We start from the raw sequence: 22,819 nt of genomic DNA on the forward strand, positions 1-22,819 counted from the left end.
TCTTATCCATTATCCGCGCTAGGTGGACAGGTACCTGTTTTGGAACGTTATCCTATTCCCACCATGGAGGAGACGAGAGCCGGGGGGTATGGTTGGCGCTATCAGGGCTTACCGTAAATCCATGAATGTTCGAGCAAAGAGGCAGCCGAAGCGGCCGCTTACAGGCTTCTCCCGATTCTGCTAACCGCATAACTTGCTTGGCTCAAGAAAGGCCCGTGCGTCGGTACGCGCGTGAACTCAGATATCAGGTTGACTTCATCTCACTGGAGTTGCTGTATGGCTCTAGCACTCAACAGCGGGCCTCAGAACAGCCTCGCTCCACTGCCGGAAGGTGGTCGGTGTGTCGGCCGCGACTGCTCGGGATGCGGTGCTGTCCATGCCTTCGTTCTTGGCCGTCATCATGTCCGCGAGGCTTTGAGCGAACGCCTCGGAAATGCCGCGGCTGACCATTCTGCTCTTGTAGACCTCCATGGGCATCCGCTCATAGCGAACGGGATATCCCAGAACATCGGAGAGAATTTCAGCCATCTCATTCGGAGAGATTTCTTCCGGACCGAGCACCGGAACCTCCGCTTGACCTGTCCAGGTGGCATCCATGAGGAACCTTGCCGCCACCGCGGCGATATCCGAAGTAGCAACGATCGGAGCTTTGAGGGCAGGGAAGATGGGAAGAGAGAAAACCCCCTTCTCCTTGATTGCCGGTGCCTGGCGTAACAGGTTGTCCATGAAGGACGGCATCCTAAGTACGCGCAGTGAAACGCCGGTATCCGCGAGCACATCATCTGCCTTGAGATTAGCGGTTATCAGCCCAGCGTTCTTGTTCCAGTCGCGCCCGATCCCCGAGACAGACACAACTCGCTTGATGGCACATCTCCGGATGGCTGCTGCCGCAGGTCGCGTGAAGTCTGCATACGCCTCGTCGATACTATCCAGTTTCATGAAAGGTTCTGGAGGAATCAGCCAGAAGAGCGTGTCCGCACCGATGAGCGCCTTCTCAATGGTGGCAACGTCTCCATGCGAGCCCTGGATGACCTCGATACGCTGTCGGATTTCCTGCGGGATGCGCGAGGGATCGCGGGCGACTACGCGTACAGGTTCGCTGCCCTGAACGAGATGTTTCAGAACTTGATGTCCAATGTCTCCTGTAGGGGTAGTAAGGACGATCATGACGAAATTTCCTCTCGTGAGTGGTTATCCGGTTTTCGACTGTTAACGCCGATTACTAAGTGCGTCGCCATGTGCGTTACTTCAACCTGAAAACCAGCCGGGGTTTACCGGCAGCGTCCCAATGTTCTGTGACCGTGGAGAGGGGGACGACTTTTGTAGGGAGGTAGAGCCCGCCATGCGCGGCCAAATCGAAGGTCTGACGAATGCTTTCAAGGAGCCGGGGCAATGGAACGGACTTGAGTCCACTGCCCATGATCTGGATAGCCGAGGAGCGTAACGCGGCACCGGGCAGCTCCACTGGCTCGCGGCTGGCTTCCCCTACCTGGACGAAGCGAACAGGGTGTGCGTCTTCAACCGCTTTGGCGACTGCGACGATGATGGTACGCGCGCTGGTTCCCCAGAGGTAATCGACGACGACATCCAGCCCATCGGCAAATGCACGCGTAAGGGCTTGTTCAAAGTTTTCAACGCCGTGCTGGTTTTCGGGACGGAGATCAAAGGGGATGACAACATCAGCGCCGAGAGGACGCAGGGCTTCGAGTTCCTGCGAGTTCCGGCCTGTGACAATGATCTTTCTGGCTCCAAGGTGTTTTGCGACCTGAACGGCAACCATCCCCGCAGCGCCAGTCGCACCATTGATAAGGGCAATCTCGCCCGCACGAAAGTGAGCGCGTTCGACCAGCGCTGCGAAGCAGGACATGCCAGGGTTTGCCAAAGCGGCAGCAGCCACATCATCGAGGTTGTCAGGCAAGTTGATGGTGCGGCGAAGGTCTGCAAGGGTCTGTTCCGCCATTGCGCCAAAGGGTGCTTCAGGCATGGCAAAGTACACGCGGCGCCCATCGGCGAGGGTACCCACTCCATCCACGCCGGGCACAAAGGGATAGTGGTTGTCCGCGCTGTAGTGCGAGCCTGCGGCGCGACCTTTCGTCAGGTTGGTCAAGGCTGCCGCAGTGACGGTGATGATTTCGAATCCCTCACGCCGCAGCGGATTTTGGAATTCGCCAAAGATGGGCTTTGTACCAGCGGAGGTTACGATGGCTGCTTTCACAGAATTTCTCCTCTGTAAGTAGTCTAGAAAGACTGTCTATGCGATGCTTGACCGTGTATGCCAAAGAATGACCCTAGACTGCCAAATGTTCTGGAAAGGTTAGGCGTCGTTGCGTGGGAACTGCCCAGAGCTGCAATCCGCCACATGCCTGCACACAGCCATGCCGAGGCACAACTGTGCGGCCTTGATCGAGGACTCGCGATCTTGGAAACGGAAGCGGGTGCGTGGATGTGTCCGCCAGGACGTTGCATATGGATTCCCGGCAACACGGTGCATTCCTTACGCTCATGCGGGAAGATCAGTGGTTGGATGGTGCGTCTCAATACAGGGGAAAGAGCGGGTCTTCCTGACGAACCTTGCATCCTTGCGCTGTCTCCGCTGCTGAAAGAAGTTGTAGTGCGGATGATGACCTGGGTAGAGAGCCCGGAGGTGAACGCCTCCAAACAACACTTAGTTGATGTGCTGCACGACGAGATTTGTTCCGCCTCACAGGTGCAGTTGCACCTGCCGGTTCCACGTGACCCGGCGCTGAAACGCCTGGCGACGCGGATGGCGGAGGACCCTTCCGGGGCAGCCAAGGATCTAGCTGCTTTGGGGCGCGAAATTGGATTGTCGGAGCGCTCGCTGTTCCGAAACTTTCAGAAGGAGACCGGGCTTAGCCCAGGGCAATGGCGCCGGCAGATGCAGGTGCTTCGCTCTCTCGAATTGTTGGCGGAAGGACGGTCGGTGACGGAGACTTCTTTGGAGGTCGGCTATGAGAGTGTTGCCGCGTTTATCAGGGCTTTCCGCCAGATACTCGGAATGACACCAACGGAGTACGCCCATGAGTCGGCCTCGGCCCAACGATAGCCGTTGGGCTTTCAACTGTCGAATTCAGGCCAAACCTCTCGTTGACATCGGTTTCGCGTCAATCAGTCAATAGATCCCCGCAAACGCCGATAGCATCCGGACAAGCATCGTCGGCTAGCATTCCCACTCAGCAACATTCCTGCCGTCGTATATACGCTCTCAGCGAACGCGTACCATGCTTCCTCCGTCAATCTGGAATTGACGAATAAGTACGTCGAGATCATTAGCCAGCTTACTCAGATCCTTGCATGCGTCGGCCGCTTCGTCAGCCGCCGTGGTGTTTTCTTCTGCGAGCTGCGAAATACGGCTTGCCGAATCGGAAATCTCATTTGAGGCTGCGGTCTGTTCTGTGGCAGCGGTTGCAATGAGGCTGACCATGTGTTCGGTATCCTTCACCTTTTTTATGATGGACTCAAGTGAACGCTGAGCATTGGCAGTTTCGACCATACCAGATTGAACTTGCTGGCGGCTTTCACCCATGACTTCGACCGTGAGCCTCGTCTCTTGCTGAATGCTGTGGATGGTTCCTGTGATCTCCTCTGTTGCTGACTTCGTGCGTTCCGCGAGTCGGCGAACTTCGCCGGCAACGACAGCGAATCCACGACCGTGTTCTCCTGCGCGCGCAGCTTCGATAGCCGCATTCAGAGCCAGAAGATTGGTCTGTTCACTGATCTCCTGGATGACATTAACAACTTTACCGATGTCTTGAGAGCGTTGGGCCAGGGTGTTCATTCGTTCAGCAACCGATGCCGACGTGAGTCCAATGCGTTCCATGGTCGCATTGGCCTTCTTCATCACTTCTCCGCCTTCGCCCGCGGTCTCAGCAGATTCGCGACTGGCTTTAGCGGCTCCTTCGGCGTTATGACTGATCTCGCCAATGGTAGCAGTCATTTCATGGGCAGCCGCAGCAATCTGGTTGGTACTTGAAGACTGCGTCTTCGCATTGCCACTAGACTGGGTGGAGCGAACGCTCAGTTCTTCTGTGGCGGCAGATAAAGTTTCAGCGCCCTGGGCAATCGCGCGCAACACCTCGCGGGTAGCTGCGACGCTCTGGTTAAGTGCTTCGGACAGGCGACCGACCTCGTCTGCGCTATGCACGTCCACCGTGACGGTGAGGTCCTTCCTCGCTACTTGTTCGAGGGCTGCAGTTGCTGCAATAAGCGATGGAGAAATGAAACGATTGAGAACCACACCGATGAGGATGCAGAGTCCTATAGCAAGGAACACCGCAATCCATACAATCGCTCCAGAGGTCTTTCCCAAGCGCATCAGAGCGGCACCAGATTCAGTACCCATCCTATTGTTAAGTGCCAAACTCTGTTCAATACCCGAGCTGTAGGAATCAAAGATCGCGACCAACTGATCGCTGGTAAAGCGGCGGCGCGCCTCCTCCATGTTGCCGGCGTCGATGAGCCGGTTTATTTCATCACTTTTTTCCAGGTACTGAGCGACCTTGTCACGGAACGCAACAAAGAGTTCGCGCTCCCCCGGATAGGAGATAAGAGGTTCGTAACGTGCAACGGCGGCTCTGTAGGCATCGACGCTTTTCTGGCGGCGGACGCGGAACTTCTGAACGCACTCCGCGGATTCGCAGAGCCCGGTGTTGGCGTCCGAGCGACGAAGAGAGGCAGCGTTGTAACGAATTTCTGCCAGGACCTTGACCGACGGCATGGAGTTGTTGACGATATCATCGATACCAGCGTTAATCCTGTAGAAACTGACAAGCGCGACAATACCAAGAAGTGCTGTAAGCACAGATACCAATCCAAAACCTAAAAGCAGCTTGCGCGATATGGGAAGGTCACGAAAAGCAGACATGCAGCCCCTTTCCTTTCAAAGGGAAATCTCATTTAGCAGTAAGAATGAGCTCTCAAGGACTTATCGGCTACGCCACACGACCCCCGCATGACACACTTGTGTTACGAGGGCAACCCAAAGGTAATCAATGATGCCCCCACATGAAATCAATGTAGATAACACATGATTCAAGCTTTGCATGGCGTCTCGGCCAAACGGTGAACCAATCTGCAGCGCTTCAACCCGTACACCTATGCATTAAATAATCCGCTAAGCTCTGTAGATTCGAGTGGCGTGTCGCCGTGTCTAGTAAACCTTTGTGGCAACTGTGCCGGTGGCGGCTTCGCCCGGTCTGGGGAATGGGAGTGCAGCAACGACCCATGTAGCCTTCGTTTCATCGCTCGCCACAGTGCGCGAGAAGTCCGTCCTCTTCGTCTCTTGTCGATATGCACGCCTCACCGGTGCCAGACTTAACGGAAAACCTGCGCAAGGATTTGTGGCTCGGGATACATCTATGCTGGGTTTGCTCTAGGTGTGAAGTTTCAGGAGGTTATTCAGAAACAGCGTAAGTTCCTCGGGCCGGACTTATGGACAGGCAACTGCTGTTAAATCCGAAATGCATGTTCTAGTCGTATTCCCGGTCAGATCTTGACAGAGGGATTCATCAACACCAGCTGACAGATTCCTGAACCCTCGCCGACTTTCCGTTCCTATATCTATCGAAGCCCCGCTTAGTCGCTCAGTTTGCGGCCGACTGAACTCGACCGATGTCGTATCCTCCACGAGGTGATCGGGTGTAGCATTTGGGATGCCTTCCTCCACGCTAGCCTCGCGTACTTTCAGCACGCCTCGTCACACTACGCATTACATTGAGTGCGGGCCGGTCGACGGACCTTTGATGTTCTTTCTTCACGGCTGGCCGGAGCTCAGCTTAATGTGGCGCGCCCAGTTGGACGCGTTCGCTGCCGACGGTTGGCGTTGCGTCGCGCCAGATCTGCGCGGCTATGGCGGCTCTTCCGCCCCTGCTGCGCACGACGCCTATACCAACGAGCAAGTAGTGGGAGACGTGGCAGAGCTCCATGACCATCTTGGCGGCAAGGCCGCGATCTGGGTCGGCCACGACTGGGGCAGTGTCATCGCTGGCTCGTTGATCGCACATGAACCCAATCGCGGCCGTGGCGTCGTGCTGATTTCGGTGCCGTATTTTCCCGACGCGAACGCCCTGCCCACGCTCGTTCCGCTAGTCGACCGAACCATTTATCCGGCTGACAAGTATCCGGACGGTCAATGGGATTATTACCGCTACTACACGACACACTTCGAGTCCGCTGTGGCGGACCTCGACGCGGACAAGGCAGCATCGCTGGCGTCGATCTTCCGGTCAGGAGATCCCTCCACCATCGGCAAGCCTTCGCCGAATGCGACCGTCACGCGCAATGGAGGACGCTTCGGCGACGCGCACTGCGCCCCGCCGACTCAACCTGACCCGGCTCTCTGGCCGCCAGCAGACTTTGACGCGTTGGTGCAGGCGTTTACAACTCATGGCTTCCGTCCTCCTTGCGCGTGGTACTTGAACGACGACGCCAATATCGCTTATGCACGTGAGGCGTTCGATGGCGGTCGTATTTCGCACCCTGTCCTGTTTGTTAACGGCGACCTTGATGCGATTAATACAATCGACGGAAACCATTATGGTGATCAAATGCGCGCGACCTGCCCAGACCTCACCGTAACGAATCTGCGCGGCGCGCATTGGCTGCCGCTGGAATGCAAGGCAGAACTCATTGAGGCCATCCGCAACTGGCTGCAGGGCAAAACGTTCTGATGGCTGCATTGGCGAATTAAAGTCTTACACGCGGAGCGGTTGGCACGCCTGTATAGGCTGCGGGGCATGGTGGTACAGGCTTGCCATGGGCCGAACACCTGCTCATCTCGATGAGCCTGCGATGAACAGGGCAGAGCTCTGAGTGGATGAGAGTGGACTGTGGTGCTAATGAGTGGGTCGCCTGCATGGCGTATTATCCTTAGCACAAGGATGAAAAGCGCGTGGGCCAGTAGGTGAACGGGGTTGCCGCACAAAGAAGGGGATCTTGCGACATGCCACTATATTTTTTGACCTTCCTCGGAATGCTAGCCGCCTCCATGTTGCTGTACCTAGTTGCTGTGGGATTTGTGGCCGCCAGGCGGCGTCCGATGCCCATTTGGATCGGCGGCCCTGCCGCGAGCCGGCTGCAAAGTGCCAACGTGGCGTTGATGTGGTGGAATGTCGGCGTCTGCTGGTTACTGTACTTCAACGTCTACCGCATCCATGTGGACATGAGTGCGCTTGGTGATGCCGCCCTGCAAGCATTTAGCCGCGGCTATACGACCCGATTGCCCATCGTAGTCTTGCCCTACGGTCTAATGTGCTTATTGGCGGTGCTGGGACTGTGGAGCAAGCCAGGTCGCATCTCGCGCCGCGCCCTTTGGGGAATCGCAACACTGCTCGTACTCAACATCCTCAGTACACCGTTCGCGGCAGGGGCCCAAGGAAATATGCAAGACCATGGATTCACACCGCAGGCGTACCAACAACTTCAATTGGCGCATCTCTTCCGTAGTGTGCTGATCACCCTTGCCGCTGTCTGGGCCATTGTCGAGGGATGGGGTCTGCCAGAAGTTGACGCTTAGATTGACCAGGGCAAGCCACGTTTCCAGGCCTGCAGCCGCTGGAAGCGCAAGGACTCGATGTAGGGCCAATGCTGCGCTGAGGGGTGCAGCTTTCTTCGTCTATCGAAACGATCCACTGAAGTCCCTACGGTTCTATTGCGAACGTGGATCGATCTTTGCAACGACCGCTTTGCCTGCGACATGAGTTTTGATCGCTTCCTCTTCTACTCAAACGACCCTATAGAGACTGCCCCCAAACTCCAGGAATAATCAACCGTCGTTGAGTTAGTTAGGGCAGTCCAGATAGGCCATTTTATTTGACCAGGATATCCGCCAGTTTCTGCCAGTTCATTTCCTGCCACATTTTTGCGTGAACAGGGCAGCCGCCGCCCTCAATATCGATTGCGGTGGGAACCACCTTGGGGCGGTCAAGATCGACGCAGCGCGTAATGCTGGTTATGGTCAACAGTTGCGGCGCAGTGCGCGGCAAGGTGCGGTCGTAGTAATCAGGATTGGTCTGCACAAGTGGAAGGCATGCGGGGTTGCGCGTTATCTTGCGGATTTCGCCCCGCATGGCATAAGGGAGTCTCACGTCGACAGGCTCAAAACATGCGGGAGATGCCGCTTCTTCCGGGGATAGCGAGGCGAGTCTCTTTTGAGCGTTGGCATACTCGTCCATTGCATTGAAATACCACTCACTGTCCTTGTTGCCGCGGACGGGAGGAGCAGCTGCGGCTTCGTGCTCGACTCGTTCCCGCAGTACAGGAGCCATCCACTGCCGCTTGTGTTCCTCGTAATCCTTTGCATCCGTGGCCCGCAGATATCCCCACTGTTTCTCGAATTTAGCGAGTTCCTTCTGCTCGTATTCATCGGCCTCATTGGCTTTGAAATCCTGATTGCGCTGCTTTCTGTCGACTAATTCGCGGTCGGCGGCATCCCGATTCCTGGTGTAGACCGTCATGGCGGCTTTCAGGGCATGCTCCACAGAGACCGGCACAAACAGTTCGCGGCCGGGCCGGGTGATAAAAAGCGTGTCTCCGTATACCGGAAATCCGCCCAGCGAGTGCACTGGCACAGGTAGTGTGTAGATAGGGTGGGGGGTGCCCTTGGGGCCAGCCTCTTCGAAGACTTTGGTGCTTACCCGTTCGATCTCCGATAGATTATTGAGGCTGTACCCAGCGCCGGATGTTTCTCCGTGCATATCCAACGTCCAGACGCCCTGTTTGCGGATCTCGAAGAATGCCAGGGGATAGATGTGGAGTCCCTGTAGAATCGGCTGAGTTCGCCCGTGACTGACCCACATGGGCGCAGGCGTGATATAGAAACCGACCGGATTGGTTCCGGTAGGCGTTGCCATCAGCACCGCTTGAATCGCTTTTAGATTGGAATTGATCTGTTGCAGTTCGACCGCAGTTGCACCGGCACCGTGGTCTTGCTCCGCCATATATCTCTGGGGCTGCCAAAAACCCGGCTTGTCGGGCAGATAGCGCGTATCGACGCCCTGTCCTAGCGCCAACAGGCTTCCAATTCCCAGGGATACTCCCAAAACAGCAAATCCAAATTCTCTCGCTTTCACTTGGCCTCCTCACGGTTTCGTTAATCAGCTAAGTCTCTGGAGGCCGGACGGCGACGACCGGTATCCAGGCAAACATGCGCAGAGCTCTCTTAGAATTTGGTCACGGTCATCCCTCCCAGCTTCACCGATCCGCTTTCGGAGGACCCGGCGCTCCAACTCGTGCTGGTGTCGACCGTGACCGAGGCCGGGCCCACACCTACTGAGCCGGAGAGGCCTGCGCCCACGTTTGTCACCTGATGGTCGTCGAACTCAATGAACGATGTTGCCTCAGCCGACGCGGAAGCTTTGACCGGCCCTACCTTGGTGTCAGCACCAATCTTGACGCCTTGTTCCACTCGGCCCGCAATGAACTGGTTCGTGTCCAGGTTCTCGGACCAGTTCGCTTTTGCGCTCAGGGTAACGTCCGCGACCTTTGCGGATAAGTTGATCTTGGTTGTCATCTTGTTGCAGTGGACATCGAAGCTGCCGATCTTCGGTACCGAGAATGTAATGATGTGCTCGCAGTGCACATCGTAGAAATCTTGTAACTTCGTCGATTGCTTTTTCGCTTTCGCCTTTGCGCAGCGCGAACCCCGATAGGGCGCACCGTGCACAGAGCTCAGCCACGCGAGGAACATCTGCTCCTGATGGAGCTTGAGAGCCTGGAACGACAGGTCGTCACTCTCGAATTGCGCGTAGTATACGAATTCGTTGTAGGCCCGGATGATGCGCGGCCGGCTGGTCTGGTAGATGGTTTCGAGCAGCGGGTTCACCTCCGCCGATTCCTGGTTCTCCAGCGCGTCCACCTCTGAGCAATACTGCTCTTCCACGCCCGCAGCCTCTCCTTCACCGAACAGATCTTTGTATTTTTCTTCGAGCGTCCGGTGCTTTGCTGCATACGTATCCCGCGTCTGCGCCAATTGCTTCTGCATCGGCGCTGTCTCGGACTGGATTTTGCTGTCGAGCTGGCTGAGATCGTCGAGCGCTGCGTGATACCGAGGCTGCGCCACAGGCATCATAGGAGAGTTAGCCAGGTCTCCCAATCCCGTTGTCTTCAACATCTGGTTCGCCGCGTTCATCATGTCGGCCATACTGGCGTTGGGAGCAATTGCTTTGGCGCCTGCCGCCTGGCTGCGCGTTACGATCTGCTGCTGCACCTTGTTGTACGCAGCCCCGATGCTCTCATTGCGGGCGCTGACTTCGTCGTGGAACGCTGCCCATCGCGCGGCGCAGTCCTTCGCGTCGTCCACGCCCTTGCAGAAGGCGGGCACGGTGATCTGCTCCAGTCCCATGGGGTCCTGCGCTTTGTGCACGTGCCACGGAATCCGGTTCTGGTCCACCTTCTTGCCAAGCTTTGCCAGCCTGTCGGCCTTGGCCTGGGAGTAGCTCGTCTCAATTGAGTGCTCCAGCGCATCCGTCTCAGCCGCCCGATCGCCGTTCGCCTCGTCGATATCCGCCAACGTATCGTTGGCCTGGGTACAACCAGGGAAGATTCTCACCGCCGCATCAAGGTGCTTCTTCGCCTCCGTGATCTCACCCAGGCCGAACCACGCCTGCCCAAGGTTGCTCTGCACGGTGCTGTCGTTCGGATACTGCTGAGCCAGCCGTTCGAGCATCGGGATCGCCTGCGGCTCGGCGCCGAGCATCGTCAGGAACGCCGCATAGTTGTTCAGCGTATTCGCCTGTTCCGGATGATCTGACGCCGCCTGCCCCATCAACAGTACTGCGAGGTCCGGTTTTCCCATCATCCAAAGGCCGCTTGCACCCGCTTCAAGCGCTCCCGGACCCTCAGCCTTGAGTTGCCCGATCAGGTCTGTCACTGCCGCGCGCTTGTCGGCCGGCAGCATCGCCATAACCGCGGCATGCACTCGCGGAACATAGGCCCCCAACTGTTCGGCTGTGGGCGCTACTCGACTCACCGTCGCCAGCCGCGCCGCGTCGCGTTTAGGCAGGCCCACGCGCGCTACGCCGCCAGACTGCGCGGGCGTCGTGCCTGCATTCTTCGTCGCCGCCTTCATTGCGTCCCGCACCTGCGGATTGTCCATCATCTGCTTAAACCGCGGATCGTTCTGCATCTGCTGCAACTGCTTGTAGGCGTCCGCGCCCCCGTCGCCCGACTGGGCCTGCGACGCAGGTACCAGGAATGCTGCCAGAACAAGCAAAGTAATCGTGCGGCTTGCGGTTGCGGTTCTGAAGGAAGCGCTTGACATAAAAGGTTTCTCCTAGGAGCGTGAGTTCAGCTCTATATCGAGAACCGTAAGCGCGCCGCCAACGGGATCACTCAGCATTGAGATTTGTCTATGAAAAGATTTTTGGGGAATTCGCAATCGGCGTGATCCCGTTTGGCCGCAGATCCCGGTTAACCCAGTGAAGGCCATATAGAAGCCCGCGGTTGCCTCTCAGCGAGTCAGGCAGCTTACGGACGAGAGCTGCGAAGCGAAAGGATCAACCTACGATGAAGCCTGTCACGATACCGCTCGGCATTGTCTCGATTCTCGCCGCCGGACTGTTAGTTTCTCCCTTCGCCTGGTCGCAGACAGGCGAAGGTATCGTCGGGTTCTGGACGCAGGTATCCGGAACTGTGACGCATGAGTACGCTTTCACCCGGGATGGCCGCTATGAATCCAAGCTCTACGGTTCAATGGTCTATCAGATTAGCTATGGGACTTACGCGATCTCCGGAGACCGACTAACTCTTGTGGCACCTCAGACTTCGCCCGAAACCTATCGCTGGAATATCGTGGGCGGCTTGCGTCCTACGTTGAAGCTCACAGATGCGTTCGGATCCGTCAGTCCGTTCTATTGGGAGAAGTTCGACCAACGCTATGCAAGCGGCGTTCTTATCCCGTACAGTCAGGCTTCGCTCGTGGGCTTGTGGGTCGTCAACCATGGGAGAGCTCATTGGGAGTACGCATTCACCGCCGATGGGAAGTTCCAGTCCAAACGCCTTGGTGACTCGATGAACGAGATTATCCGCGGCACTTACGTGAACAAGGACAACGCTCTCATCCTCGCTCCTGCAGGCAAGCCCATGCAGGCCTTTGCCTGGCGTCTCGAACGCGAAAACGGCGCTCGAACACTCGTCCTCATGGATCTCTATGGTGCGATCGAGGTCTACTACGAGGCGAGTGCGGGATCCTGATTGCGGCTGCACCTGCGATCATTCCACCTTGCGCTTCCTCGCTACTCAAACGGTGACGATATATACAAAGGAAACTCCATGCGCCTGTTCGTTAGCTATCTCCTTCTCCTCGCCCTCACCTCCATCTCCAGCACAGCCTTCGCGGGCACGCCTACCGACGAATTGGTTCCCGGCACGTTGGTGTGGAACGCGAAGGTGGGCCCCCGTGACTTCGGCAACCTTGTCGCGGCCTCCGGTGTCCTCATCGCAGGGAACATCACCGGCGATGGCGGTCTCTTCGCCTTCAACGCCGAAACTGGGAAGCTCCTCTGGTCACATCGCGGCGAACAGCAGCGCGGCGCAAACCTCATTGAGGGCCAGCGGGTCTTTTCCATTTCAGAGAAACTTGGCGAGCGCCGCCTGGCTGCCTACGACCTCAAGACCGGACGCCAGCTCTGGTCAACGAGCGTCGACCGCAAATCCGGCGAGACCGATCCGATCCTCTATTCCGGACGAATCTACGTCAACAGCGCGCAAAGCCATCTGGACGCCTACGACACAGCCACCGGTGCGCGCCTCTACAGCTACGACTACGGCTCTGCAGATCCAGTGTGCGCGACCGGAATCGCGTTCGCCGGCAATCGCATTTTCTTTGGAGGAGGGCAGCGCGACGGCGCACATTCAACCGGCAATTCTCTCCACGGGGTGGACGCCACAACGGGTAAGGAACTTTGGTCGTATCAATCGCACTTTGTTTCCACCTCTACCGCTGACTGCTACTCCACCCCGGCCGTTTCTGGCGACACTGTCGTCGTGACTTCCGCCAGCAAGATCCTTGCTCTCAGCGCCTCCACCGGGAAACTGCTCTGGTCCGGAAAGTCCGAGGGCGTTTCCGGCGGCTACCCCAAGCCCTATCCGCTGAGCGCTCCCGTCATCGGCCAAGGCATTGTCTTTGCCGCGCGCAGCCAGGCCATCGAGTCCTGGTCGCTGGCCGACGGCAGGCCCCTGCCTTCCTTTCCAGCCGCCCTCGGCAACGAAGCTCAAGTCCACCTCTACGTTGACGGCAACATCCTCTTCTTTCTCGGCGACCTCGCCTCCGACGCGGGCACGTCCGGCCGCTACCCGCTCCACGCCATCGACATCACTACGCGCAAGGTTCTGTGGACCCACCGCGTGAACCGCGACGTACGCTACGCCGAATCCTGGCCCACTCAGCAGATCTTCATCACGCCCGACGCAATCTACTACGACAACTTCAGCCTCGTCGCCAAGGTCGCGCGATGACCGTCCATCGATTCGTCACAACATGGCAGATCGCCCGTATCCGGACGCATCTATTTCCTTGCCACGACTCTCCGTGCCTGGGTTATAGTCAAGGCGGGGTGGCAAGCGACGATGGATGCGACAGCCAATCCAGACGTGACCCTGCTGCTGCGCGAATGGAGCGCAGGAGATGTATCCGCCCTGAATCGACTACTGCCAATCGTCCACGCCGAGCTTAAGTCCATTGCACAGCGCAACTTCCGCAGGAGTTCCGGCAACGAAACGCTCACCCCCACCGCGCTCGTCAGCGAGGCTTACCTCCGGCTCTGCCGGCTCAACTCCGTCGACTGGCAAGACCGCGTTCACTTCTTTGCCGTTTCTGCGCAGATGATGCGGCGTATTCTTGTCGACCACGCACGCGCGCGATTTGCTGAAAAGCGCGGAGGCGGCTTTCTTGTTACTCTATGCGACGACATCGGTTTCCCCGCTGTCAGGGCTCCCGACATCCTGGACCTCGACCGCGCCCTCTCCGAATTGGAGACACTGGACGCTCGCCAGGCGCGCGTCGTCGAACTTCGATTCTTCACCGGTTTATCTGTAGAAGAGACTGCGGCCGCACTGGACGTCTCCTGTCCTACGGTCAAGCGCGATTGGGCGGTAGCGAAAGCATGGATGAGACGTCGCCTTCACGGCAAGCAGACACAACGCGCATAACACCGACTCAGTGGCCGGCAGTCACTGAACTTTTTGATCGTTGCTCTCAAGTCTCCGAGAGCGACCGCGAAGAACTTCTTGCGACCGCGGATCCGCGCATCGCTGCCGAGGTCTGTTCGCTGCTGCAGAACAGGGGTTCCGAAGACTCCGCCAACCTTAGTCCAGTGAATGAACTCCTTGACCCTCCAGATAGCCTGCCACGCCAGATTGGGCCGTATCGCATCGAGCGCCTGTTAGGGCAAGGAGGGATGGGAGCCGTCTTCCTCGCGCGCCGCACCGGAGATTTCGAGCAAGAGGTTGCTGTAAAGCTCATACGCCGCGACTTCGGCATTGGGGCCCGCGCGCTCGAGCTGCGCTTTCGCCGGGAGCGACAAATTCTGGCCTCTCTGCAACACCCAAACATTGCCCACCTAATCGACGGCGGCACCAGCGATGGACAATCCTACCTGGTCGTCGAGTATGTGCCCGGCGTCCGCCTCGATGACTTCTCCAGCCAGCACCGGCTCTCGATTCGCCAGCGTATTGAACTCATGCTCAAGGTTTGCGCGGCTGTTCAGTATGCGCACCAGAACCTCATCGTTCATCGCGATCTGAAGCCTGCAAACATTCTCGTCCTTGAAGACGGGACGCCCAAGCTGCTTGACTTCGGAATCGCGAAGCTTCTCGACGCCAGCGAGTCTCCATCGGACCCGACGCGCACCGCAGCACACGTCTTTACGCCAAGCTATGCAAGCCCCGAGCAGCTTCGCGGTGAGTTGGCCAACACAGTCAGTGACGTGTACTCGCTTGGCGTGATGCTCTACGAGTTGCTTGCAGCGCAGCGGCCCTTTGCCACTGGCTCGGATTCCGACCTGGCCATGCTGAGGGGAATTAACCGCGATTCACCCACGCTCCCCAGCGTCGCCATCAAACGCCTTGCCGCCGAACAGCGCGAGTCTGAGGCTGCCGAGAGAGCTACCACATTTGCAGGCTGGGGAAGGGCTCTTCGCGGCGATCTTGATCTGATCCTCTCCCGCGCGATCGAGGCCGACAGCGCGCGGCGCTACCAGTCTGTCGAACAGTTCGCACTCGACCTTATGCGCTATCTGCAGAACCAGCCGGTTGCCGCTCGCAAGGATTCGCTCGTCTATCGGACGCGGAAGTTTTGCAGCCGCCACAAAGCCGGCGTTTCTGCCGGTGGCTTCGTCGCTCTCGTGCTTCTCGTGGCTGGTTTGGCCCTCTGGCGCGAGTACAGCATCGCTGTCCGCGAACGCGTACGCGCCGAGCGCAGATTCGACGATCTACGCGGCCTCGCTCGCTTCGACATCAACGAGGTACAGGATGCGCTGGACCACGTGGAGGGAGGAACGCAGGTCCGGGCCCTCATCCTGAACCGTGCGCTCCAATACATTGACAGCCTCGCCGCCGAGAAAGACAACGACGTCGACCTGCAGCGTGACCTTGCCCGCGCCTACATGGCGCTCGGTCAGCGTCTCGGAAATCCGGGCTCGAACAACCTCGGCGATACCGCCGGCGCTATCGCCGCCTACAAGCGGAGCGAACGGATCTCGGAAGGCATCGTAGCATTGCCGCAGGCGAGCGAAAAGGATCGCGCCGCCCTCATTTACGTCCACTACCACATGGCCATGCTGCATGGCGCTGAGGGACATATCCGCGAGGCAAGCCAGTCCTTCGCGCAAGCGGCCCGGGAAAGCGACGCAACGCTTGCCGCTCAACCGAAAGATCGCCTCCTTGCCTATCACTTCGTCAACATCATGCACAGGGCGCTTTCTACCGTGTTAGCGGATGGCCATGGGCCCACTCTTGCTGATCCTAAAGAGGCGCTCCGCCACATTGACATTGCGATCGCTGCGCAGCAAGAAGCACTGAAGTTGCGGCCCAACAACTGGCTCGACGTGGAGATGCTACTTAGCTCGCGCGCCATAAAGGCGGTGGCGCTTGCCGCCAACGGGAGAGATAGCGAAGCCCTTGCCCTGGGACGCGAGAATATGGAGTTTCTTCGGACATCGAAGGTAAGGCCTCCATCCAATACGAACATGTCCATTCTCTTCATGACCTACACATACACCAGGCAATTGGCGGCATCCTCCCCGAGGGAGGCCGTTCCGCTTGCCGATTCGGTACTCGCCGAAGTCGATAGAGCCGTTGCCGCCGACCCAACCGATCAGGCCATCGTTATCTGGCATGCGGCCGCCGCGGCAACCTTGGGCGACGTCTATCGACGTGCAGGTCAACGGGACAAGGGGATGCGGCTGACGAAGGCCGGTATTGCTGAGCTCGAAAACCTGCTCGCGAAGAAACCGCCAGCGCCGGGCGATATCTACTATCCTCTCGCCGAGGGCCACCACGCATTGGCCGAAGACTCACTTCAGCAGGGCAACCTCCACGGAGCGCTCACCGAATACGACGCCGTAGAGCGCGTCTTTGCCGAGGAGGCCGCAGTCATTCCCGACGATCTCGATGTGTATCGGCTCCGAGGAGAAAACCAAATGCGCGCTGCCGCCGTGGAGCAACGGCTGGGCAGTGCCAAGAATGCGGACGCAAGGCGCCGGCTGGCACTGCAGAACACAGACCGCGTCCTCAGCGTCCATCCCGACAACCCTCTCGCTGCACGGCAACGGCTCGCAGCCGAAGCGGCACTTCGATGACCGTCTCCTGCCCTCAAGAGGGGGTTCTTGGTGGCTTGAAAAGCACTGTTGAAATCCACCTTCTGGGACAGGCTTCGGGACAAACCACCGAACGTTATCTTGGGCACAAACAGAAGCTGCGCCACGCAGCCTATGACGCTATGGGCTTGGAGGCCATCTAGCAGGAGTCCACGAACTGGACTTCTGGCTAGCATGGTGCTCCGTAGTTCAGTGTCGTTTCGGAATCTATCGAGTCTTCGGGAGAAGATGGTGTGCGACATCGAGTGTCCGACGCAAAAATACTGATTGGGTCCAGCATCAATACAGGTCCGCAGCAAAGACAGGATGAACCCTTTTCCAAGAAGCCCTCACGGCTCAATCCAGCTTTTTCCCGGTGTAGAGCGTGATGCACCACGCGACGACGGCCCAGACACCCGGCAGCGCCGTCAGAATCAGCGAGAAGATCAGTCCGACCTTGTAAAGAATAGTTCGAGGATGACCATGATAAAAGATCGTGTCCACGGCCCAACCAAGCGAATAACACAGATTAGCACCTATGGCATAGATGACCGGCCCGATGATCATCATGATTGGCTCCTCGAAGTCCTCGCCGGGCTTTACCGCGAGTGGACCGACGAAGAGAACCAGAACCCAGGCAACGACGCCCACAGAGCCAACCGATACGTTATATCGGAAGCGACGTGATTCCCACCATTTCACAATGTCCTTACGCGTATCAGGGATAGAAGCTTGGTGTGCCATAGATTCTTTCGTGTTTCTCTGGTTTCATCAAACTACCATGCTGGGTACGCAAGATGAAAGGCTTTCCTGCTGGTGTGTTGGCATTACACCCATACCTTCGAATCTTGAAGATGCCGAACGAAATCTGTTGGCGGCTTTAACAAATCTCAATTAACGTGACGCTTTCACTGAAGGGATTAGGATGGTGTTTCAGCATGGCTGATGAGTCCGGGGATTTGCGTACAACTGCGCTTGAGCGGAAAATAAGGACCGCGAGGGGTGACAGTGAAACACTTTTACTGACGCCGATGGGCGAGGATCTCTTCCGCGTGGAAGAAAGTTCATTCATTACCGACGCAGTCTATCGAGATGTTATACGGGCAACCGAAACTGAAGATGGAGCACTACTGTTCGTTGAGATCGCGGAACGCTCGCCCCTTGTTACTAACTGCTACATCCTTAGCCAAAACCTCGCTGAATCCGATGCCCTTCAGTCAATTTTAAAGCAGATAATGGAACAGGGCGGCAACTGGGAACATATGTTTGGAGGCGTGCTCATCGTGCACGTGTCTTCAATAACGGCCAAGGAAGTCGAAGAGAAAATCCATCGCATGGGGGCCAATAACAAGCCCAATGCTCAATGAAGGCAATTCACTGAATTGTTTGGCTAAGTCGTCAGTGGCCAAATTTGTCAGAAATTGGCTTAGATTCTGCGAAGGGGACTTATGGCCAATCAACTGCTGTTAAGTCACAGGCGTAATGAGTAGACTCAATAGCGTAGTACGATGTGCAGGAGCTTCCTTTGCTCATGGTTCCCCCATCCTCTGTCCTCTGCTCGTTTGACATTTCGAAGCTGGACTGACGAAGATACCGCGCTTGCTGAAGCGTTGTGGTGTGATCCGGAGGTGACTCGCTACTTCGGCGGGCTCATGAGCAGGGAACAGGCGCGCACGCGTCTTCAGGCCGAGTGTGAGCGTGGACGTCGCCTGAGTCTACAGTATTGGCCAATATTCCTGCGTGAGATAGGCGAATTCGCAGGCTGTGCTGGTCTGCGGCCGTGGTCGAAGGATCCACAGACAATCGAAGTCGGCGTGAATCTTATGCGAGCCGCCTGGGGGCTGCGCCTGGGCGAGGAGGCTTTGCTCGCGGTACTCGCGCATGGGTTCAAGACGCTAGACTTGCCCGTAATCGTCGCTGGACATGGGGTCGAGCACGACAACTCACGAAAACTGCTGGAACGGGTGGGGTTCAGCTACACACACAACATTCTCTGGGGCCCGCAAGAGATCGAGGTGTGCATGTGGGCGATCACTGCCCAGAGCTGGCGAGATAAGCATCGGTCCTCATAAACGCCGTTCTTACTCAGTTGTAGAGAGTTCCGGGTTGCCGGAAGCTAATTAGATGGATTGGCCATTTCTCGCTAACTTGCCGGCTTGAGAAAACCGAAAGCCTCGTTGACTCTCGGCCTCTAATGTTTATGGCGCATCCTCATCGCGCTTTGCTCCCACGCGATGAAGCCTTTGCTGGAAGCTCTGTTCTCTACGCTTTCTCGAGCACAAGATGAGTCGCGTATTCCGAAGCCTTGCGTTCGGTTATGGAAAACCCTAATCCATGAAGGTCCAGACCATCGAACAGCGGTTCTCCTTGACCGAGAAGAACGGGTACCGACGCGATGTGGAGAGAGTCGATTAGGCCAGCTCTTAGATATTGCCGCACTGTGGCCACGCCGCCCCCGATCTTGACGTCTCTGCTTCCGGCAGCTTTCTTTGCGAGGGCCAGCGCCTCCTCGAATCCACTCGTCACAAAGTGGAAGATTGTCCCCCTTCCATCACCAGAGGTTTACGCTCGTAATGCGTGAGAACGAAGGTAGGTGCGTGGTACGGCGGATTGTCACCCCACCAGCCCTTCCAGGAGTCGTCTTGCCACGGACCGCGCACCGGACCGAACATGTTGCGACCCAGGATGAACGCGCCGAAGTTCTCCATTGCCCGCTCAGCGAACACATCGTCCACACCACCTGTCGTTCCACCATCCCGCCCGACCATGTCGCAAAAGGTCTTCGTATGAAAGAACCACTGAAACATCTCCGGACCCCGCTTACCTAGCGGATTTTCAAGGCTCTGTTCGACCCCAGCAGCAAAACCGTCCAGAGAAACACTAAATCCCGCGACTCGAACCTTCGACATCGTAATCCTTTCCCCCCATCTAAGTTGTGCATCATTACTCTGCTCTCGGCCGGTACTTCAGCGTGCGGTGAGCTTGTGCCGTCTTTGCTCGCTAGCCTGAATGATTTCATTCATATCGAAGGTTGGACGTATCTCAAAGGAAGAACCATACTTCATGGACGGGTGCTGGGACATGAGCTGAATCGCATGATTCATGTCGCGCGCTTCAAGGACGAGAATGCCGCCGAGTTGTTCCTTGGTTTCCGCATAGGGACCGTCAGTGATCACGACCTTGCCGTTCTTCCGATGCACGTACGAAGTGGTTTCAGGAGGCTGAAGAGCTTCTCCACCAACCCAATGCCCGTTGACGCGCAGATGGTCGTCGTACTCAAAGCATTCGTCGAACATTGCGTTTCTCTCGTCCTCGGTCATGGCCGCGTGTTTGGCGGGATCGTAGTATCCCAAACAGATGTATTTCATAGGTTTCTCCTTATGTTTGGTTGCCAGCAGTGCAACCCGCGCGCTGGATGATTCACCCTATAGTCGTTCGGGCGAAGGGAAAATCGACAGCAGAGCTTTATTTTCTTCTTAGAAAAATTTGCTGTTATCTTCTTAAGATTCCGCTGTTTCTTTAAATTCCAATTCTTGAATCAGCCCTGAAAGGAAACGACGCTTCGGCTCCTGATGCGCCGGGCCAAGCTCATTCTCATGCGAAGCACAGACGAGTTGTCGCCCAATCTGACATCTGCCCGTTAGGAGCAAAAACGGCTTCGTGGACTCGAAGGGGACTTCTGGACAATCAATTGGAGATGTTCCGTCGCTCACTCCCAGACGGGAATGTTCGCAATCGGCTCTTGCGGCTCTCTAAACGACTCATCAAGATCCTCACCGAGATAAGAAAACTCCACACCACCTGAATGAAAATGGGAACCGATTGGCCGGTTATGGCGATTTAGCATCGATCCGGCCCCGTCTCTTCAGAGAAACGCGTTTATAGGGACGGATTCAGGCCGGCAGCAATCCGGCTGTACGATAGCTGTCGATCAGACTGTCATAGAGTGCGATATCTGCTCTGCTTCTAGCCATAAGCTGTGCTCCAGCGATTGCGGAGTAGATAGCACGGGCTCTCTTCTCAGCCTCTTTGGGGCTCGCTATCCTCGCAGCGATCAACACCTTCTTCAGCCACGCGACATTGACATCTGTGAAGGCTTGAACTTCCTTTCTCACCTCGTCAGGCACATCATCGAACTGCGCCGACATAAAGCTGCATAGGCAGATACGGTTATCGTTCGCCAGCGCCCAGCGAAACGTTTCCGGATAACGGCGCAGCGCGTCGAGCGGCTTTGCTGAATCCTTTAGCAGAGACTCCAGATAGACCGCAGCGTCTTCCCAGTAGCGCTTTGCTACTGCCGTCGCCAGTTCGGCCTTGCTCGGGAAGTAGTAGTAGATGCTCGCCGCCTTGATACCAACCTGCTGGGCAAGATCACGAAAGTTCAGTCCGGCATACCCGTGGGCTTGAGCCACGAGCTTCGCCGCCGCAAGAATCTCTTCACGGGCATTTTCACTCACCGCGCACCTCCACAACTTTCGTAAAAATACTCAACTTCTTGAATCTACCATGTGGCAGGTAGAATCTCAATAATCAAACCTGTCAAGTGGCAGGTAGGGAGGCAAAAGATGAATACTGAACTGGTTTATTCCGACGCAACAAGGCTGGCCGAGCTGATCCGCACACGCGAAGTCTCACCGGTCGAAGTGGTTAAGGCACACCTCGACCGCATCGAGGCAATCAACCCGAAGGTGAACGCGATCGTGACGATTGCCGAAGATGCATGGAACACCGCCAAGCGGGCGGAAGCGGCAGTCCAGCGCGGGGAAGAACTTGGGCCTCTGCATGGTGTGCCGTTCACGGTAAAGGATTCGATCGATACCGCCGGCGTGCTGACCCAGCGAGGAACACCCATCTTCAAGGGCCGAACTCCCGATACGGATGCAACCAGCGTCGCCCGGCTGAAGAAAGCAGGAGGCATCCTCCTCGCGAAGACCAATCTTCCCGAGTTCTCTTACGGAATCGAAAGCAACAACCTGCTGACTGGAAGAACGAACAATCCCTGGAACCTGGATCTCACTCCGGGCGGTTCAAGCGGGGGTGAATCGGCAGCAATCGCAGCGGGTATGTCTCCGCTTGGACTTGGCACGGATCTTGCAATTTCCGTGCGAGGTCCCGCAGCACATACTGGTATCGTCTCGCTGAAAGCGACACACGGACGTGTCCCCATGACAGACATCTGGCCGCGTGAGCCACGGCGGTTCTGGCATGTGGGACCGATGGCGCGGAGCATCCGTGATCTATCGTTGGCCTTCTCGCAGCTCGCCGGAGCAGACGGGCAGGACGGCTACTCCAGCAGCTCCATTCCATTCGATAACGGCATCGGCAACTCCAACAAGCGTTTCCTCCGCGTCGGCTGGCTGGTGGAACCAGGATTCGGGCCGATAGATCCCGAGGTCGCTGCAACAGTGCAGGCTGCCGCAGAAGCCCTCAAAGATTTCGGGCACACCGTCGAGCCTGTGCGTATCCCTGCGCTGGAACGCGATTATGCCCTCGACGTATTCACTCGTCTGCACATACTTGAGATGAAGCCAGGATTTGTAAAAACGACGGCAGGCCGCCGTGAAGACGAGATCGGGGATATGGCCCGGCTCATGCTCTCCTTGCCCGATACGCCAGCACAGGACTACATCCATGCCGCGCAGGCTGCGGAGCGTCTGAAGGATGGCTACGCACAGTACTTCCAGCAATACGATGCATTGCTGACACCTGTTCTACCAACTCCCTCGTTCAAACACGGTCAGCAGGAGCTACGGATCAACGGTAAAACGGTGAACATCCTGGGCATCATGTCCGCGACCACACCGTTGAATGTCACCGGCCTTCCCGGGATTTCGATGCGTTTCGGTACCAGTCATGACGGCATGCCGATTGGTGTGCAGATCGTGGGGAACTGGCAGGCAGAGTCTACGATCCTTCACATAGCCTCTCTCCTTGAGCAGGTAAGCCCAACACGAGACCTGCACCCGAATCTGTAAAGAACACCTTCAAAACTGGACACTGTGGCAGGCGTG

21 protein-coding genes are annotated in these 22,819 nt (G+C 57.1%); 11 read left to right on the forward strand and 10 right to left on the reverse strand.

What is annotated here, in order from left to right; genetic code table 11:
* Positions 1–282: 282 nt before the first annotated feature.
* Positions 283–1,167 (reverse strand): NmrA family NAD(P)-binding protein, encoded by an 885-nt coding sequence (locus AC6I7T_RS28760; protein WP_497791275.1) that lies wholly within the window; start codon positions 1,165–1,167, stop codon positions 283–285.
* 76 nt (positions 1,168–1,243) lie between these two features.
* Complete coding sequence (locus tag AC6I7T_RS28765; RefSeq protein ID WP_497791276.1) at positions 1,244–2,215, reverse strand: zinc-binding dehydrogenase; 972 nt, start codon at positions 2,213–2,215, stop codon at positions 1,244–1,246.
* A gap of 144 nt (positions 2,216–2,359) precedes the next feature.
* On the opposite strand from AC6I7T_RS28765, the gene AC6I7T_RS28770 reads away from it, so the two are divergent.
* Positions 2,360–3,064: an AraC family transcriptional regulator gene (locus AC6I7T_RS28770; RefSeq protein WP_497791277.1), complete on the forward strand. Its 705-nt coding sequence runs from the start codon at positions 2,360–2,362 to the stop codon at positions 3,062–3,064.
* Between the two features lie 159 nt (positions 3,065–3,223).
* On the opposite strand, the gene AC6I7T_RS28775 is transcribed toward AC6I7T_RS28770, so the two are convergent.
* On the reverse strand, positions 3,224–4,882 hold the full coding sequence (locus AC6I7T_RS28775) for a HAMP domain-containing methyl-accepting chemotaxis protein (RefSeq protein WP_497791278.1): 1,659 nt from the start codon (positions 4,880–4,882) through the stop codon (positions 3,224–3,226).
* A gap of 787 nt (positions 4,883–5,669) precedes the next feature.
* Here AC6I7T_RS28775 and AC6I7T_RS28780 point away from each other — a divergent pair.
* Both AC6I7T_RS28780 and AC6I7T_RS28785 read left to right on the forward strand, forming a co-directional pair.
* The gene (locus tag AC6I7T_RS28780) at positions 5,670–6,686 is read left to right on the forward strand and encodes an alpha/beta fold hydrolase (RefSeq protein WP_497791279.1); all 1,017 of its coding nucleotides are present in this window, start codon (positions 5,670–5,672) and stop codon (positions 6,684–6,686) included.
* A gap of 272 nt (positions 6,687–6,958) precedes the next feature.
* Positions 6,959–7,531 (forward strand): hypothetical protein, encoded by a 573-nt coding sequence (locus AC6I7T_RS28785; protein ID WP_497791280.1) that lies wholly within the window; start codon positions 6,959–6,961, stop codon positions 7,529–7,531.
* 292 nt (positions 7,532–7,823) lie between these two features.
* Here the strand turns inward: AC6I7T_RS28785 and AC6I7T_RS28790 are convergent, their stop codons facing one another.
* Both AC6I7T_RS28790 and AC6I7T_RS28795 read right to left on the reverse strand, forming a co-directional pair.
* Entirely contained in the window at positions 7,824–9,086 is a 1,263-nt protein-coding gene (locus AC6I7T_RS28790) for a hypothetical protein (protein WP_497791281.1), read from the reverse strand.
* Positions 9,087–9,175: 89 nt separating this feature from the next.
* On the reverse strand, positions 9,176–11,275 hold the full coding sequence (locus tag AC6I7T_RS28795) for a tetratricopeptide repeat protein (protein ID WP_497791282.1): 2,100 nt from the start codon (positions 11,273–11,275) through the stop codon (positions 9,176–9,178).
* Positions 11,276–11,520: 245 nt separating this feature from the next.
* Here AC6I7T_RS28795 and AC6I7T_RS28800 point away from each other — a divergent pair, with 245 nt between their 5' ends.
* From AC6I7T_RS28800 to AC6I7T_RS28820, 5 genes are all read left to right on the forward strand, one after another.
* Entirely contained in the window at positions 11,521–12,207 is a 687-nt protein-coding gene (locus AC6I7T_RS28800) for a hypothetical protein (protein ID WP_497791283.1), read from the forward strand.
* A gap of 78 nt (positions 12,208–12,285) precedes the next feature.
* Complete coding sequence (locus tag AC6I7T_RS28805; RefSeq protein WP_497791284.1) at positions 12,286–13,470, forward strand: PQQ-binding-like beta-propeller repeat protein; 1,185 nt, start codon at positions 12,286–12,288, stop codon at positions 13,468–13,470.
* 111 nt (positions 13,471–13,581) lie between these two features.
* On the forward strand, positions 13,582–14,163 hold the full coding sequence (locus AC6I7T_RS28810) for a sigma-70 family RNA polymerase sigma factor (protein WP_497791285.1): 582 nt from the start codon (positions 13,582–13,584) through the stop codon (positions 14,161–14,163).
* On the forward strand, positions 14,118–16,811 hold the full coding sequence (locus AC6I7T_RS28815; protein ID WP_497791286.1) for a serine/threonine-protein kinase: 2,694 nt from the start codon (positions 14,118–14,120) through the stop codon (positions 16,809–16,811). The genes AC6I7T_RS28810 and AC6I7T_RS28815 overlap by 46 nt, the downstream gene beginning before the upstream one ends.
* The gene (locus AC6I7T_RS28820; RefSeq protein ID WP_497791287.1) at positions 16,808–16,972 is read left to right on the forward strand and encodes a hypothetical protein; all 165 of its coding nucleotides are present in this window, start codon (positions 16,808–16,810) and stop codon (positions 16,970–16,972) included. The genes AC6I7T_RS28815 and AC6I7T_RS28820 overlap by 4 nt, the downstream gene beginning before the upstream one ends.
* A 193-nt stretch (positions 16,973–17,165) precedes the next feature.
* Here the strand turns inward: AC6I7T_RS28820 and AC6I7T_RS28825 are convergent, their stop codons facing one another.
* Positions 17,166–17,552: a hypothetical protein gene (locus AC6I7T_RS28825; protein WP_497791288.1), complete on the reverse strand. Its 387-nt coding sequence runs from the start codon at positions 17,550–17,552 to the stop codon at positions 17,166–17,168.
* A gap of 194 nt (positions 17,553–17,746) precedes the next feature.
* Here AC6I7T_RS28825 and AC6I7T_RS28830 point away from each other — a divergent pair, with 194 nt between their 5' ends.
* Both AC6I7T_RS28830 and AC6I7T_RS28835 read left to right on the forward strand, forming a co-directional pair.
* A complete protein-coding gene (locus AC6I7T_RS28830; protein WP_497791289.1) occupies positions 17,747–18,175 on the forward strand; it encodes a hypothetical protein in 429 nt (142 codons plus the stop codon).
* Between the two features lie 141 nt (positions 18,176–18,316).
* Complete coding sequence (locus AC6I7T_RS28835; protein ID WP_497791290.1) at positions 18,317–18,880, forward strand: GNAT family N-acetyltransferase; 564 nt, start codon at positions 18,317–18,319, stop codon at positions 18,878–18,880.
* A 190-nt stretch (positions 18,881–19,070) separates the two neighbouring features.
* Here the strand turns inward: AC6I7T_RS28835 and AC6I7T_RS28840 are convergent, their stop codons facing one another.
* The 4 genes from AC6I7T_RS28840 to AC6I7T_RS28855 form a co-directional block, all read right to left on the reverse strand.
* Positions 19,071–19,334, reverse strand: a complete 264-nt coding sequence (locus AC6I7T_RS28840; protein ID WP_497791291.1) for a dihydrofolate reductase family protein — start codon at positions 19,332–19,334, stop codon at positions 19,071–19,073.
* Positions 19,331–19,717 (reverse strand): dihydrofolate reductase family protein, encoded by a 387-nt coding sequence (locus AC6I7T_RS28845; protein ID WP_497791292.1) that lies wholly within the window; start codon positions 19,715–19,717, stop codon positions 19,331–19,333. Before AC6I7T_RS28845 ends, AC6I7T_RS28840 begins: the two co-directional genes overlap by 4 nt.
* Before the next feature lie 57 nt (positions 19,718–19,774).
* Positions 19,775–20,176, reverse strand: coding sequence for a YciI family protein (locus AC6I7T_RS28850; RefSeq protein ID WP_497791293.1), 402 nt, complete (start codon positions 20,174–20,176; stop codon positions 19,775–19,777).
* A gap of 525 nt (positions 20,177–20,701) precedes the next feature.
* On the reverse strand, positions 20,702–21,265 hold the full coding sequence (locus tag AC6I7T_RS28855) for a TetR/AcrR family transcriptional regulator (protein WP_497790283.1): 564 nt from the start codon (positions 21,263–21,265) through the stop codon (positions 20,702–20,704).
* Between the two features lie 108 nt (positions 21,266–21,373).
* On the opposite strand from AC6I7T_RS28855, the gene AC6I7T_RS28860 reads away from it, so the two are divergent.
* Complete coding sequence (locus AC6I7T_RS28860; protein ID WP_497791294.1) at positions 21,374–22,783, forward strand: amidase; 1,410 nt, start codon at positions 21,374–21,376, stop codon at positions 22,781–22,783.
* Positions 22,784–22,819 lie beyond the last annotated feature (36 nt).

Source organism: Humiphilus diazotrophicus (assembly GCF_059726315.1).

What these genes read in the sequence shown, in the direction of transcription:
- AC6I7T_RS28770 (WP_497791277.1), top strand. Translation starts at nt 2,360, where the DNA reads ATGCCTGCACACAGCCATGCCGAGGCACAACTGTGCGGCCTTGATCGA.
- AC6I7T_RS28795 (WP_497791282.1), bottom strand. Translation starts at nt 11,275, where the DNA reads ATGTCAAGCGCTTCCTTCAGAACCGCAACCGCAAGCCGCACGATTACT.
- AC6I7T_RS28815 (WP_497791286.1), top strand. Translation starts at nt 14,118, where the DNA reads ATGGATGAGACGTCGCCTTCACGGCAAGCAGACACAACGCGCATAACA.
- AC6I7T_RS28785 (WP_497791280.1), top strand. Translation starts at nt 6,959, where the DNA reads ATGCCACTATATTTTTTGACCTTCCTCGGAATGCTAGCCGCCTCCATG.
- AC6I7T_RS28775 (WP_497791278.1), bottom strand. Translation starts at nt 4,882, where the DNA reads ATGTCTGCTTTTCGTGACCTTCCCATATCGCGCAAGCTGCTTTTAGGT.
- AC6I7T_RS28760 (WP_497791275.1), bottom strand. Translation starts at nt 1,167, where the DNA reads ATGATCGTCCTTACTACCCCTACAGGAGACATTGGACATCAAGTTCTG.
- AC6I7T_RS28810 (WP_497791285.1), top strand. Translation starts at nt 13,582, where the DNA reads ATGGATGCGACAGCCAATCCAGACGTGACCCTGCTGCTGCGCGAATGG.
- AC6I7T_RS28845 (WP_497791292.1), bottom strand. Translation starts at nt 19,717, where the DNA reads ATGTCGAAGGTTCGAGTCGCGGGATTTAGTGTTTCTCTGGACGGTTTT.
- AC6I7T_RS28850 (WP_497791293.1), bottom strand. Translation starts at nt 20,176, where the DNA reads ATGAAATACATCTGTTTGGGATACTACGATCCCGCCAAACACGCGGCC.
- AC6I7T_RS28835 (WP_497791290.1), top strand. Translation starts at nt 18,317, where the DNA reads ATGTGCAGGAGCTTCCTTTGCTCATGGTTCCCCCATCCTCTGTCCTCT.
- AC6I7T_RS28805 (WP_497791284.1), top strand. Translation starts at nt 12,286, where the DNA reads ATGCGCCTGTTCGTTAGCTATCTCCTTCTCCTCGCCCTCACCTCCATC.
- AC6I7T_RS28825 (WP_497791288.1), bottom strand. Translation starts at nt 17,552, where the DNA reads ATGGCACACCAAGCTTCTATCCCTGATACGCGTAAGGACATTGTGAAA.
- AC6I7T_RS28780 (WP_497791279.1), top strand. Translation starts at nt 5,670, where the DNA reads ATGCCTTCCTCCACGCTAGCCTCGCGTACTTTCAGCACGCCTCGTCAC.
- AC6I7T_RS28800 (WP_497791283.1), top strand. Translation starts at nt 11,521, where the DNA reads ATGAAGCCTGTCACGATACCGCTCGGCATTGTCTCGATTCTCGCCGCC.
- AC6I7T_RS28860 (WP_497791294.1), top strand. Translation starts at nt 21,374, where the DNA reads ATGAATACTGAACTGGTTTATTCCGACGCAACAAGGCTGGCCGAGCTG.
- AC6I7T_RS28820 (WP_497791287.1), top strand. Translation starts at nt 16,808, where the DNA reads ATGACCGTCTCCTGCCCTCAAGAGGGGGTTCTTGGTGGCTTGAAAAGC.
- AC6I7T_RS28830 (WP_497791289.1), top strand. Translation starts at nt 17,747, where the DNA reads ATGGCTGATGAGTCCGGGGATTTGCGTACAACTGCGCTTGAGCGGAAA.